Annotated in this window: 15 protein-coding genes; 9 read left to right on the plus strand and 6 right to left on the minus strand. The window is 70.0% G+C overall.

Features of this window, described 5'->3' with window-relative positions; translation table 11 throughout:
* Positions 1-21: 21 nt before the first annotated feature.
* Positions 22-1,281: a serine--tRNA ligase gene (gene serS, locus ACAG26_RS07485; RefSeq protein WP_370480834.1), complete on the minus strand. Its 1,260-nt coding sequence runs from the start codon at positions 1,279-1,281 to the stop codon at positions 22-24.
* A 124-nt stretch (positions 1,282-1,405) separates the two neighbouring features.
* On the opposite strand from serS, the gene ACAG26_RS07490 reads away from it, so the two are divergent.
* From ACAG26_RS07490 to ACAG26_RS07500, 3 genes are read left to right on the plus strand one after another with little or no spacing between them, the layout of a single operon-like run.
* Positions 1,406-2,722, plus strand: a complete 1,317-nt coding sequence (locus ACAG26_RS07490) for a septum formation family protein (protein WP_370480835.1) — start codon at positions 1,406-1,408, stop codon at positions 2,720-2,722.
* Positions 2,723-2,726: 4 nt separating this feature from the next.
* On the plus strand, positions 2,727-3,077 hold the full coding sequence (locus tag ACAG26_RS07495; RefSeq protein ID WP_370480837.1) for a metallopeptidase family protein: 351 nt from the start codon (positions 2,727-2,729) through the stop codon (positions 3,075-3,077).
* A gap of 53 nt (positions 3,078-3,130) precedes the next feature.
* Entirely contained in the window at positions 3,131-3,322 is a 192-nt protein-coding gene (locus ACAG26_RS07500) for a hypothetical protein (RefSeq protein ID WP_370480839.1), read from the plus strand.
* Between the two features lie 4 nt (positions 3,323-3,326).
* On the opposite strand, the gene ACAG26_RS07505 is transcribed toward ACAG26_RS07500, so the two are convergent.
* The gene (locus tag ACAG26_RS07505; protein ID WP_370480841.1) at positions 3,327-4,016 is read right to left on the minus strand and encodes a histidine phosphatase family protein; all 690 of its coding nucleotides are present in this window, start codon (positions 4,014-4,016) and stop codon (positions 3,327-3,329) included.
* On the minus strand, positions 4,013-4,945 hold the full coding sequence (pheA, locus tag ACAG26_RS07510) for a prephenate dehydratase (RefSeq protein ID WP_370480843.1): 933 nt from the start codon (positions 4,943-4,945) through the stop codon (positions 4,013-4,015). The genes ACAG26_RS07505 and pheA overlap by 4 nt, the downstream gene beginning before the upstream one ends.
* A gap of 95 nt (positions 4,946-5,040) precedes the next feature.
* On the opposite strand from pheA, the gene ACAG26_RS07515 reads away from it, so the two are divergent.
* The 4 genes from ACAG26_RS07515 (at position 5,041) to ACAG26_RS07530 (ending at position 8,517) form a co-directional block, all read left to right on the plus strand.
* A complete protein-coding gene (locus ACAG26_RS07515) occupies positions 5,041-5,829 on the plus strand; it encodes a DUF2470 domain-containing protein (protein ID WP_370480845.1) in 789 nt (262 codons plus the stop codon).
* A gap of 84 nt (positions 5,830-5,913) precedes the next feature.
* Positions 5,914-6,669, plus strand: a complete 756-nt coding sequence (locus ACAG26_RS07520; protein ID WP_370480847.1) for a CPBP family intramembrane glutamic endopeptidase — start codon at positions 5,914-5,916, stop codon at positions 6,667-6,669.
* Between the two features lie 10 nt (positions 6,670-6,679).
* Positions 6,680-7,807 (plus strand): LCP family protein, encoded by a 1,128-nt coding sequence (locus ACAG26_RS07525; RefSeq protein ID WP_370480849.1) that lies wholly within the window; start codon positions 6,680-6,682, stop codon positions 7,805-7,807.
* Positions 7,808-7,971: 164 nt separating this feature from the next.
* Positions 7,972-8,517 carry a ferritin gene (locus ACAG26_RS07530; protein ID WP_370480850.1) on the plus strand — a complete coding sequence of 182 codons (546 nt, stop codon included), beginning with the start codon at positions 7,972-7,974 and terminating at the stop codon, positions 8,515-8,517.
* A gap of 3 nt (positions 8,518-8,520) precedes the next feature.
* Here the strand turns inward: ACAG26_RS07530 and ACAG26_RS07535 are convergent, their stop codons facing one another.
* The 3 genes from ACAG26_RS07535 to ACAG26_RS07545 form a co-directional block, all read right to left on the minus strand.
* A complete protein-coding gene (locus ACAG26_RS07535; protein WP_370480851.1) occupies positions 8,521-9,339 on the minus strand; it encodes a glycerophosphodiester phosphodiesterase in 819 nt (272 codons plus the stop codon).
* Between the two features lie 5 nt (positions 9,340-9,344).
* Positions 9,345-10,358 (minus strand): DUF4328 domain-containing protein, encoded by a 1,014-nt coding sequence (locus ACAG26_RS07540; protein WP_370480853.1) that lies wholly within the window; start codon positions 10,356-10,358, stop codon positions 9,345-9,347.
* A 150-nt stretch (positions 10,359-10,508) separates the two neighbouring features.
* Complete coding sequence (locus tag ACAG26_RS07545) at positions 10,509-10,847, minus strand: rhodanese-like domain-containing protein (RefSeq protein WP_370480855.1); 339 nt, start codon at positions 10,845-10,847, stop codon at positions 10,509-10,511.
* A gap of 399 nt (positions 10,848-11,246) precedes the next feature.
* Between ACAG26_RS07545 and ACAG26_RS07550 the strand changes: the two genes are divergently transcribed.
* A complete protein-coding gene (locus ACAG26_RS07550; protein ID WP_370480856.1) occupies positions 11,247-11,399 on the plus strand; it encodes a hypothetical protein in 153 nt (50 codons plus the stop codon).
* Between the two features lie 148 nt (positions 11,400-11,547).
* Entirely contained in the window at positions 11,548-12,171 is a 624-nt protein-coding gene (locus ACAG26_RS07555) for a superoxide dismutase (RefSeq protein ID WP_370480858.1), read from the plus strand.
* The last annotated feature ends 130 nt before the right edge of the window (positions 12,172-12,301 follow it).

Genomic DNA, 12,301 nt, shown 5'->3' on the forward strand with positions numbered 1-12,301 from the left:
GTTGAACCCGCCCCACCCACATCAGCGCGCCGGCTCCAATACCTCTACCCCCACGTACGGCACCAGTGCCGCCGGCACCCGCACACTGCCGTCGGGCTGCTGGTGGTTCTCCAGAATCGCCACCAGCCAGCGGGTGGTGGCCAGCGTGCCGTTCAATGTCGCCGCGATCTGCGGTTTGCCGTTGGTGTCCCGATACCGGGTGGCCAGCCGCCGGGCCTGAAACGTGGTGCAGTTCGACGTCGAGGTCAGCTCCCGGTAGGTGCCCTGGGTGGGCACCCACGCCTCGCAGTCGAATTTGCGCGCCGCCGAGGAACCCAGATCCCCGGCCGCCACGTCGATCACCCGATACGGCACCTCGATGGCCGCCAGCATTTGGCGCTGCCAGCCCAACAGCCGGTCATGCTCGGCCTCGGCGTCGCCGGGCTCGCAGTAGATGAACGCCTCCACCTTGTCGAATTGGTGCACTCGGATGATGCCGCGGGTGTCCTTGCCGTGGCTGCCGGCCTCCCGGCGAAAACACGATGACCACCCGGCGTAGCGGCGCGGCCCGGCAGACAGGTCCAAGATCTCGTCGGCGTGATAGCCGGCCAGCGGCACCTCCGAGGTCCCCACCAGAAACAGGTCGTCGGCCTCCAGCCGGTACACCTCTTCGGCGTGCGCCCCCAAGAACCCGGTGCCGGACATGATCTCCGGGCGCACCAGCACCGGCGGGATCATCGGGGTGAAGTCGTTGTCTACCGCCAGCCGCACCGCCAGCTGCAGAAGCCCCAGCTGCAGCAGCGCGCCGCGGCCGGTTAGAAAGTAGAACCGGGCCCCGGACACCTTGGCGCCGCGCGCCATGTCGATCAGCCCCAGCGATTCGCCGAGTTCCAAGTGATCGCGCGGGTTGTCGATCGCGGCCGGTTCCCCGACCACGTCCAGCAGGGTGAAGTCGTCCTCGCCGCCGGCGGGCACCCCGTCGATGATGACGTTGCCGATCGCCATATGGGCGGCGGTGAACGCCGTCTCGGCCTCGGCCTGGGTCGCCTCGGCGGCCTTGACCTGGTCGGCCAACTCCTTGGCCCGCGCCAACAGCGCGGGCCGCTCCTCGGGCGAGGCCGCGCCCACCGCCTTACTGGCGGTCTTCTGCTCGGCGCGCAGCGCATCGGCCGTCGACACCGCGGACCGCCGGGCGGCATCGGCGGACAGCAACGCATCCACCAGTGCTGGGTCCTCGCCGCGGCTGATTTGAGAGCGGCGAACCAGGTCGGGGTCTTCGCGCAGCACTTTGAGGTCGATCACGGCTGCTAAACCTACCTTTGGGCGCACCCGGAAGCTGCCGCCAGGTAGTCGGCGCGGCCGCCGGACACAACCTCATCACGCTACATACGCATCAGTTGTCACACGACCCTGCGCGCCTGCCAGAATGGAAGCGATGTCGCAGGAAGCTGACCAGGAAGATCGACCGCCCGACCCGCCGCCACGGCGGTCGGCGCGGTTCGCTTGGCTGCACACCCTCCAGGCCACCTCGACCCGGCGGGCGCTGCTGCTGACCGCGCTGGGCGGGTTGTTGATCGCCGGTGTGGTCACCGCGGTGCCCATGGACGACTCGGGCCCGTTGGCGCCGGTGGCGCACACCGGCGGCAAGACCAGCGAGGCGTTCAAGCACGCCACCAGCGGCAACTGCCTGATGTGGCCGGATAACACGCTGGACGCGGCGACCGTCGTCAACTGCGCCGACGAGCACAAGTTCGAGGTCGCCGAATCGGTGGACATGCGGACCTTCCCCGGCTCGGAGTACGGGCCCAGCGCGGCCCCGCCGTCGGCCAACCGCATCGAACAGATCACCCAGGAGCAGTGCGAGCCCGCGGTGCGCCGCTACCTGGGTGCGCGGTTTGACCCGGTGGGCAAGTTCGTCACCAGCATGCTGTGGTCGGAGCCGGCGTGGCGTCAGCACGGCGAACGCCGGATGCTGTGCGGCCTGCAGCTGCCCGGACCCAACGGGCAGCAGGTCGCCTTTAAAGGCAAGGTGGCCGACCTGGACCAGTCCAAGGTGTGGCCGGCCGGCACCTGCCTGGGCATCGACGCGACCAGCAACCAGCCCACCGATGTCCCGGTCGACTGCGCCGCGCCGCACGCCATGGAGGTCACCGGCACGGTGAACCTCGCCGAGAAGTTCCCCGACGCGCTGCCGCCCGAGCAGGAGCAGGATGGCTTCATCAAGGACGCCTGCACCCAGATGACCGACGACTACCTGGCGCCGATCCAGCTGCGCAGCACCACGCTGACGTTGATCTACAACACCATCTCGCTGCCGAGCTGGTCGGCCGGCAGCCGCCAAGTCGCCTGCAGCATCGGCGCGACCCTGGGCAACGGCGGCTGGGCGGCGCTGCTCAACAGCGCCAAGGGGCCGCTGATGATCAACGGCCGCCCGCCGGTGCCGCCCCCGGACATCCCCGAGGAGCGGCTGAACCTGCCGCCGATCCCGATGCAGGGCAACGGCGGCGCGTCCTCATCGAACAGCTCGAACAGTTCGAACGGGTCGAACAGCTCGAACAACCAGGGCAACCAGCACCTGCCGCAGCGTCCCGCCCAGCCGGCGCCCCAGCCGGCCAATCCGCCGGCCGCGCCACCGCCGCCGGCCAACCCGCCGGACGGGCCACCGCCGGCCCCCGAGGCGCCACCAGCGGCGCCGGAGCCCCCACCGCCACCGCCGCCGGCCGAACCGCCACCGGGCGGATAAGCCGGTGGCCGTCCGGATGGACCCGCGCCGGTTCGACGAGCTGGTCGCCGATGCCCTGGACCTGATCCCGCCCGACCTGGCCGCCGCCATCGACAACGTCGTCGTCTTGGTCGAAGACCGCCACCCGGACGAACCGGACCTGCTGGGACTGTACGAGGGCGTGGCGTTGACCCACCGCGACTCCAACTATGCGGGGTCGCTGCCGGACGCCATCACGATCTACCGCGAGGCGCTGCTGGACGTGTGCGACTCCGATGAGGAGGTCGTCGACGAGGTGGCCATCACGGTGATCCACGAGATCGCCCACCACTTCGGCATCGACGACGACCGGCTGCACGAACTGGGCTGGGGCTAGCCGGCCGGGCGTGGCACCACCGGCGTGTCGGTGCCGGGTGCTACAAACGGGCCATGGACAACGGCTGCCGGGATTGTCGGGCGGGCCTGGAGCACTGCCACGGCACCATCATTCGTCACGCACTGCACCGCGCGGAGTGCACCGAACCGGACTGCGTCGCCCCCGAACTGATACCGCACACCTTCGTGGTGGACTGCGAGGCGGTGGGCTGCGGGTGCGGCGAGCCCTTCGCCGTGGCGGTCTGAGGGCTCAGCCCATCGGGTCGGTGCTGGACTGCACCGCGTCGGCGACCGGGGTGGCGCCGGGTTCCGGATAGAACGGCGGGGTCAACTGGCCCCACTGCACGCAGCTCCACCGGCCGTCGGTGATCGGGGCCAACACCACCGATTCGGCGTTGCCGAGGTGGTGGTCGACGACGAAGCTGCCGTCCACCCCGGCCAACACCGCCGCCGCCAGCCGGATCGCCGCCCCGTGGCTGACCACGACGATGTCGTCGGTCCAGTCGGCGTCGTCGAGGTAGCGCATCCGCAGATCGGTCAGCACCGGCACGTAGCGGTCCAGCACCTGGTTTCCGGTCTCCCCGCCGGGCAGCGGCGTGTCCAGCTCGCCCTCATGCCAGCGCTGATAGATGGCGTTGAATTCGGCGATGGCCGCGTCGTCGCTGCGGTCCTCCAGCTCGCCGACCTGCACCTCGTGGATGCCGGGCAGTTCGTGGACGGTCAGGTCCACGGCGGCGCCGATGTCCGCGGCGGTTTGCGCCGCGCGGGTGGCCGCCGAATGCGCCAGCAGCCCGGCCCGCACGTGGCCGTTGCGGGCGAACGCCCGGGCCTGATCGTGCCCCAACGGGGTCAGCTCGCTGCCCGGCGGGCGGGTGTCCAGCCGGCGGTCGACGTTGCCGTAGGACTGGCCGTGCCGCAGCAGCACCAGTCGCCCGCTCATTGCCCGACCTCCTCGGGCTTGCCGTCGCGCAGCCGCGCCAACCACCGCGCCGCCTCGTCCACCTGCGGCGGCAGCGCACCGGCGGCGGCGCCGGTCGGCCAGGAACCTAGATAACGCACATCGGCACAACGACGGTGCAACGCTTTTAGTGCCTCGGCGACCGCGCTGTCGTCGATGTGGCCCACACAGTCCAGGAAGAACAGGTAGGTGCCCAATTCGGTACGGGTGGGCCGCGATTCGATCCGAGTCAAATCGATGCCGCGCATCCCGAACTCGGTCAGCACCGCCACCAGCGCGCCCGGCGCGTTGTCGATCCGCAGCACCACCGACGTCCGATCCGCCCCGGTGCGCTCCGGGGGCGGGCCCGGCGCGCCGACCAGGACGAACCGGGTGCGGGCGGTGGACTCGTCGACGACGCCGTCGGCCAGGCTCACCAACCCGTACCGGGTGGCGGCCAGCGCGGTGCTCACCGCCGCGTCGACCCCGCCCTCGGCGACCCGCTGAGCCGCGGCGGCGTTGGAGTTGGCCGGCACCACCTCGGCGCCGGGCAGGTGGGCGGCCAGCCAGCGCCGCACCTGCGCGGCGGCCACCGGATGCGCGGCCACCGTGCCGATTTCGGCGGGGCCGCGGCCGGGGGCGGTGACGATGGAAAACACCACGTCCAGCGTGGTCTCGGCGAACACCTGCAGCGGTGAGCCCATCGCCAGGTTGTCCTGGGTGGGCAGCACACCGCCCTCGATGGAATTCTCGATCGGCACGCACGCATAGTCGGCGGCGCCGTCGCGGACGGCGTCCAGGGCGGCCGGGGTGCTGTCCAGCGGCACCGGCCGCACCGGCTCGGAGCCGGGGACCAGGCCGGCGGAGGTCAGCTGCGTCAGCGCCGCTTCGGTGAAGGTCCCCTCCGGGCCGAGATAGGCGATGCGAGCCACCCTGCAACCCTATCGGTCGTCGGCCCCGCAGAGCCCTTGCGCCGCTCCGCCAGCCCTAGTTAAGTTAGGCTTACCTCACTGACGAAAGGTGGCCGATGTCACTCTCCACGGGAACCGCCCCGACCACTGCCGAACGGATCCGCAGCGCGTGTGTCCGGGCCGACGGCGCGCTGCTGGCCATCGAGGGATACGAGCCGGTCGCCACGTCCGTGCATCACCTGTTGGGCGACGGGTCATATGCGGTGGCGGTTCCGGCCGACGGCGCGCTGGCCGCCAACATCGGCGACGTCGAGGTGCCGGCCATGTTGGAGCTCACCGACTATGCGCCGTTGCCGCTGCGGGAACCGGTGCGCGCGCTGGTGTGGCTGCGCGGCCGGTTGCGGCGGGTGCCGGCGCCGACGCTTCCGGCCCTGCTGGACCGGATCGCCGCCGAGCACCCGCACCCGGCGTTGCTGCAGGTGGTGACGCCGCGGTCGGGCACCGACCTGGATACCCCGCTGGCCCTGCTGCGCCTGGAGATGGATTCGGTGGTGGTGGCCGACGCCACCGGCGCGGAGTCGGTCGGGGTGGACGCGCTGCTGTCGGCCCGGCCCGACCCGTTCTGCGCGATGGAGACGTGCTGGCTGCAGCACCTGGAGCAGGTTCATCCGGACGTGATCGCCCGGTTGGCGTCCCGGCTGCCGGGGCGGTTGCGGCGCGGTCAAATCCGCCCGCTGGGGCTCGACCGCTACGGGGTGCGGCTGCGGGTGGAGGGCGCCGAGGGCGACCACGACGTGCGGCTGCCGTTTCCCGAACCCGTCGACGACATCACCGGCCTGGGCCGGGCCATCCGGGTGCTGATGGGCTGCCCGTTCCTCAACGGTCTACGCGCCCGGCGGTTGTGAATCAACGTTCATTCTGTGTGTAGGGCGCACTTGTGCGAGTAAGCGGCGCCGTGGACGCAAAGTCAACGACGCTACCGTGTCGGGGTGAGTACCCCGGCGGGCGCCGAGCGGCGCGGGCTGCGCATCGAGATCGGTGTCGTGCTGGCGGTCACCTACGGACTCAGCGCCGTCACCGCGGTGCTGCAACTGTCCGACGCGGTGCTGCGCAACCTCAGCGCCCAGCGCATCCCGCTCAACCCCAAGCGGTCCTACTTCGACCTGATCGACCTGGGCCTGAACCTGGCCTGGGCGGTGCAGCTGATCGCCTGGGGCGGTCTGGCCCTATACCTGTTGTGGCGCAGCGGTATCGGCGCGCAACGCATCGGGTTGGGCCGATTCCGGTGGCGCGCCGACCTGCTCGGCGGCGTCGGCCTGGCCGCCCTGATCGGCGTGCCGGGGCTCGGGCTCTACCTCGTCGGGCGCTGGCTGGGGCTTAACGCCGAGGTCGTCCCCTCGGGGTTAGGCGACACCTGGTGGCGGGTGCCCATGCTGGTGGCGGCCGCCTTCGCCAACGGGTGGGCCGAAGAGGTGATCGTCGTCGGCTATCTGCTCACCCGGCTGCGCCAGCTGAAGGTGAACCCGGCCGTGGCGCTGGCGTGCTCAAGCCTGCTGCGCGGCACCTACCACCTGTATCAAGGATTCGGCGCGGGGTTAGGCAATCTGGCGATGGGCCTGGTGTTCGGCTACGTGTGGCGGCGCAGCGGGCGGCTGTGGCCGCTGGTGATCGCCCACGGCCTGATCGACACCGTCGCCTTCGTCGGCTATGCGCTGTTGTCCGCGCACCTGAGCTGGCTGCGGTGAGGCCGCCACAATGGATGCGGTGAACGGCAACGGGGGAGTGCAGCCGCGCGGATCCCGGCCGCAGCGCCCGGAACCCCCGCCGATGCTGCGCCGCGACCCCGGTCACCGTCGACCGCCGCCACCGCGGCCGACCGCGCCGCCACCGCCGCGACCGGTCGCGCCGAAGCCCCGCCGCAAACGCCGGTGGGGTCGCCGCCTGGTCGCCGCGCTGCTGCTGGGCGCGGTGCTGGCGGGGGTGAGCGTCGTTGCCGGCGGCGCCTGGGTCGACACCTCGCTGAACCGCAGCCCGGTGCTGACCGGCTACCCGGACCGCCCGCCCGCCGGTCACGGCACCACCTGGCTGCTGGTCGGTTCGGACAGCCGGCAGGGACTCACCGCCGAGCAGCAGGCCGAGCTGACCACCGGCGACGACCTGGGCAACGGGCGCACCGACACCATCCTGTTGGTGCACGTGGCCGCCGGGCCGACCGGCGCGACCACCATGGTGTCGCTGCCCCGCGACTCGTATGTTCCGATCCCCGGCTACGGCCGGGACAAGATCAACGCCGCCTACGCGATGGGCGGGGCACCGCTGCTGGCCCAGACGGTGGAGCAGGCCACCGGGCTGCGGCTCGATCACTACGCCGAGATCGGCTTCAGCGGCTTCGCCGAGCTGGTCGACGCGCTCGGTGGGGTGACCGTCTGCCCCAGCGACCCGATCACCGATCCGCTGGCCGGGATCGACCTGGCGCCGGGCTGCCAGCGGCTGGACGGCCGCACCGCGCTGGGCTTCGTCCGCACCCGCGCCACCCCGCGCGCCGACCTGGACCGGATGGTGCACCAGCGGCAGTTCATGGCGGCGCTGCTGCAGCGGCTCACCGATCCGACCGTCTGGCTCAACCCCCAGCGCTGGTACACGGTGCCCCGCGCGGGGGTGGCCGCGCTCAGCGTCGATCAGGACGACCACGTGTGGGATCTGGCCCGGCTGGCCTGGGCGCTGCACGGCGCGACCACCACGCTCACCGTGCCGATCGGCGAGTTCACCGACAGCGACGCGGGCGCGGTTGTGGTGTGGAACCACCAGGCCGCCGCCGACCTGTTCGACGCGCTGGCCGCCGACGCCCCGGTGCCCCCGGATGCATTCGACGGCCAACCGTAACCAATCCCGACTGCGCGATTTCATCCGCAACACGCCGCGGCGGGCGTATGAAATTGCACACTCGCCGCCAATAAAACCTAGCCTTGCTTAACTTAGGCAACGCTGTCCTGACTAAGTATTACCTTGGGTGACAACGCATCTGAGCTGGGCGTACCGTACTGGGCATGAGTGAACGCGATGCCCAGAAGACGAAATTCCACGCACTGCTGCAGGAGCAGATTTACAACGAATTCAGTGCTGCGCAGCAATACATCGCGATCGCGGTTTACTTCGACGGCGGCGATTTACCGCAATTGGCGAAGCATTTCTATGCTCAAGCCGTCGAGGAGCGCAACCACGCGATGATGATGGTGCAGTACCTGCTGGACCGCGATGTCCACGTCGAGATCCCCGGGGTGGACACGGTGCGCAACCAGTTCGACGCCCCCCGCGAGGCGCTGGCGTTGGCGCTGGATCAAGAACGCACGGTCACCGAACAGGTCAGCCGGCTGGTCGGCGTGGCCCGCGACGAGGGCGACTACCTCGGCGAGCAGTTCATGCAGTGGTTCCTGCGCGAGCAGGTCGAGGAGGTGTCGCTGATGACCACGCTGGTCCGGGTCGCCGGCCGCGCCGGGGACAACCTGTTCGACCTGGAGAACTTCCTCGCCCGCGAGGTCGGCACCGTCTCCGCCGAACCGGGGGCGCCGCGCATCGCCGGCGGCGCCCGCTAGCCCCTAGCCGCAGGACCCCGGCCCGCCCTGAAGCCAGGCTTTGGTGCGGGCCGGGTAATGGGTGGCCATCCAGGCGACACCCACCTCCCGGCAGAAGTCGACGTCCTCGAACTGGTCGACGGTCCAGCAGTACAGCGCCCGGCCCTTGGCGGCGGCGCGGTCGACCAACTCGGGATGCTCGCGCAGCGTCGCGATCGACGGCCCGACCGCGGTGGCCCCGACGGTGGTGGCGGCGCTGCCCCCCAGATACCGGGAGGCTTCCCCGAGCAGCACGGTCGGTAGCAGCGGCGCGGCGCGCCGGACGCGCCACACCGCCGCCGCGGAGAACGACATCACCACCGCGCGGGACCGATCCGCGGAGGCCGGCGACGCGATGCCGAAGCGTTGCAGCAGCGCCAGCAGCTTGCTTTCCACCAGCCCGCCGTAGCGGACCGGATGCTTGGTTTCGATGAACAGCTTCACCGGCCGGTTCCAGTCCAACACCAGCGATACCAGCGCATCCAGCGTCAGCAGCCCGGTGTCTCCGGGTGGGCCGTCGCGCAACCGGCTGTCATGCCAGCCGCCGTAATCCAGTTCGCGCAGCTGCGCCAGCGTCATCTCGCTGACCAGCCCGGCGCCCGACGAGGTCCGGTCGACCCGGCGGTCGTGCACACACACCAGGTGGCCGTCGCGGGTCAACCGCACATCGCACTCGACCCCGTCGGCGCCCTCCTGCAGTGCCAGGTCATAGGCGGCCAAGGTGTGTTCGGGCCAATCGACCGAGGCGCCGCGGTGGGCGACCACATAGGGGTGCCCGGTGAGGACCCCATCGGTCGACGCCATGGCCCTTATGCTGCCGGTTCCTGCTGCTCGGACTCAAGCGACTCACCCGCAGCGCTTGGTTCCGATACGGCCGGTGCCGCGTCGGCGACCACCACCCAGCGGTGCACGGGCCGCTCGACCGGGCGACGCTCGAATCCTTCGAAGACCCGCGCGACGGCGACCGTCGCGACCAGGGTCAGCAAATACGCCAGCGTCATCGCCACGGTGTTGTTCGCGATGCCTTGGGCGTCACGAGCAAAGCTGGTGAGGGTGGCGAACGTGGAGGTTGCGGTGCCGAGCAGCGCCGCCACCCACCACGCCCAGATCGGTTGGCGCAGCCGCGTGTAGTGGTCTTCGGTTTTCGCCAGCTCGATGAGATAGACCAGGGCCCACACCATTGCGAGCAGGGGCAGCAAACAGACCAGCAGCGCCAGGATCAGCAGCCAGTGGCTCGGCGGCTCGTCCGGGAGGGCGAAGAGGATCGCGATGATCCGCGCGGTCACTAGCGCATAGACCGGGGGTGCCAGGCAGCCGAGCCGCACCGCCCAGGTCGCCCGCGGATCGAGATGGCCGCGGTGGGCGAAGGCCGCCGCACGTCGGGCGATCAGCCACCGGGTCAGCACCACCGCGGCGGCGATGGTCAGCAGCGTCGCCGCGACGCTGGCCAGGATCCCCAACCACAGTCCCGCCCCGGCCACCAGCGGATGCAGCAAGGTGTTGCGGTTGATGACCAGCAGCACATAACGCACCACGTACGCGAACACGGCGATGCCCAGCGCCAGGGTGGCCGCCAGCAACATCGCCCGCACCAACGCCGCCGACGGCCCGCGCTGCGACACCGCCTCCGGCGGCGCACTCCCCGTCGTGACCGAGTCCACCAGGCCCCACCGGGGGATCGCGGTGTAGCGCGGAGTGGGACCAAGCGGGCGGCGCTGACGGCACGGCGGCGGGGGCGGGCCGGGGCGCACCGCGATCCACCGGAAGCCGGTCGGCAGTTGCGCCCGCGGAGGCTGCCCGGACGGGCCCCACCGCGGGTTCACCGGCGGCGCATCCGTCCGCGGCGCGAGCAACGCGCCGCGACACCGCGGGCACCAGCTGCGCTGTCGATCGCGCACGTTCCACCGCGTGCCGCACTGGGAGCACACTTGGATCACCGCACCAGGGTAGCCGGGGCGCGGCCGGCCGGGAGGTCAGACGGTGCCGGGACGCCCGTCGTCGGTGATCACCGGCCGCCCGGCGGCGGCCCAGGCCAACATCCCGCCGCTGACGTTGACGGCCCGGTAGCCGTTGCGATGTAGAAACTGGGCGACCCGCTGGGACCGGCCGCCGACATGGCAGATGACATACAGCTGGCCGTCGCGGTCGAGCTCGTCGAGGCGCGACGGCACTTCACCCATCGGGATGTGCAGCGCGTCGGCGGCGTGGCCGCGCTGCCACTCGTCGTGCTCGCGGACATCCAGCAAGACGGCCGGCGCCTGGAAGCTTTGCGGCAGGCCGGCGACGTCGGCCTGCGTGACCCCATCGTCCATGGGCTCGATCTTGGCATGCGGCGCCCGGCCGTGCACGAGCACGCCGCACCAGCTACCTAGCGGTATCCACAGTTTCCACAGGTTTATCCACAGTGCGGCCGTCGACCAGGCCGGGTGATGAGCGCGGATTCTGTGGCCGTGCTGAGCTCCGACTGTGGATAACGAAACGGTATCGAAGCACTTCGATCAACAGCTCTGCGAGCGCTGAGCGAAATGGATTGCCTCGCTAAGCATCCGGTCGGTCGAACACATGGTCGCACGCCGTCGGACGCCGTCGCCGGGGCAAGAGCACACCGGATTTTTCCTTGCGGCGCGGCGCGCGCTATCATCGCGGACACACGAAGCAGTTGTGACACATCTCACTGAGAGCGAGTTATGCGTGCAGGTCAAGGTGGCATGATGGCGGCACAGCCGATTGGTCCGCGGTCGTCGTCGGGGCACTGGTCGCTGGGGTCTCCGACCTACAACCACTCGTACCTGCTGGCCGGTTTGCGCGCCGGTTTGATCGCGCTCGTGTTATTGGCGATTTTCGCCATCATCGTTTTGTTCTGAACCCGCGCCGAGCGGGTAGCCACGTAACGCACCCGTTGTTGCGGTGTGCGCGGCCATGGAGCAATGTTGACCGCGTACAGCCCCCGACGCGGACCGCTGCGAGCGGAACGCCAGATGCAGCCCGCTATCGATTGAAGGAAGGAATCTCGTGACTGAATACACCTTGCCGGATTTGGACTGGGACTACGGAGCCCTAGAGCCGCACATCTCGGGTCAGATCAACGAGCTTCACCACAGCAAGCACCACGCGACCTACGTCAAGGGCGCCAACGACGCCATCACCAAGCTCGAAGAGGCCCGCGCCAAGGAAGACCACTCCGCGATCCTGCTGAATGAAAAGAACCTGGCGTTCAACCTGGCCGGCCACGTCAACCACACGATCTGGTGGAAGAACCTGTCACCCAACGGTGGCGACAAGCCGACCGGCGAACTGGCGGCCGCCATCGATGAGGCGTTCGGTTCGTTCGACAAGTTCCGCGCGCAGTTCCACGCCGCCGCCACCACGGTGCAGGGCTCGGGCTGGGCGGCGCTGGGCTGGGACACCCTCGGCAATAAGCTGCTGATCTTCCAGGTGTACGACCACCAGACCAACTTCCCGCTGGGCATTGTTCCGTTGCTGCTGCTGGATATGTGGGAGCACGCGTTTTACTTGCAGTACAAAAATGTCAAGGTCGACTTCGCAAAAGCGTTCTGGAATGTCGTGAACTGGGCGGACGTCCAGGACCGGTACGCCGCCGCGACCTCGAAGACCAAGGGGCTGATCTTCGGCTGAACCAGTCCGATAGGGCCTGGCTGGGGCGCCGCGCGAACCGCGCGGCGCCCCGTCTGTTTCCCGGACCCGATGCCCGTCGTGTCTGCTTGCACGCCCCCGATCCGCGGCGCATGCTGGATAAACAGACCCA

This window comes from Mycobacterium sp. pUA109, assembly GCF_041287095.1.
Taxonomy (GTDB): Bacteria; Actinomycetota; Actinomycetes; order Mycobacteriales; family Mycobacteriaceae; genus Mycobacterium.

Excerpts from the sequence above, each read along its gene's own strand:
- ACAG26_RS07515 (WP_370480845.1), top strand. The coding sequence starts at position 5,041 with ATGTCACTCTCCACGGGAACCGCCCCGACCACTGCCGAACGGATCCGC.
- ACAG26_RS07500 (WP_370480839.1), top strand. The coding sequence starts at position 3,131 with ATGGACAACGGCTGCCGGGATTGTCGGGCGGGCCTGGAGCACTGCCAC.
- ACAG26_RS07505 (WP_370480841.1), bottom strand. The coding sequence starts at position 4,016 with ATGAGCGGGCGACTGGTGCTGCTGCGGCACGGCCAGTCCTACGGCAAC.
- ACAG26_RS07525 (WP_370480849.1), top strand. The coding sequence starts at position 6,680 with ATGGATGCGGTGAACGGCAACGGGGGAGTGCAGCCGCGCGGATCCCGG.
- ACAG26_RS07530 (WP_370480850.1), top strand. The coding sequence starts at position 7,972 with ATGAGTGAACGCGATGCCCAGAAGACGAAATTCCACGCACTGCTGCAG.
- ACAG26_RS07535 (WP_370480851.1), bottom strand. The coding sequence starts at position 9,339 with ATGGCGTCGACCGATGGGGTCCTCACCGGGCACCCCTATGTGGTCGCC.
- ACAG26_RS07545 (WP_370480855.1), bottom strand. The coding sequence starts at position 10,847 with ATGGACGATGGGGTCACGCAGGCCGACGTCGCCGGCCTGCCGCAAAGC.
- ACAG26_RS07490 (WP_370480835.1), top strand. The coding sequence starts at position 1,406 with ATGGAAGCGATGTCGCAGGAAGCTGACCAGGAAGATCGACCGCCCGAC.
- ACAG26_RS07550 (WP_370480856.1), top strand. The coding sequence starts at position 11,247 with ATGGCGGCACAGCCGATTGGTCCGCGGTCGTCGTCGGGGCACTGGTCG.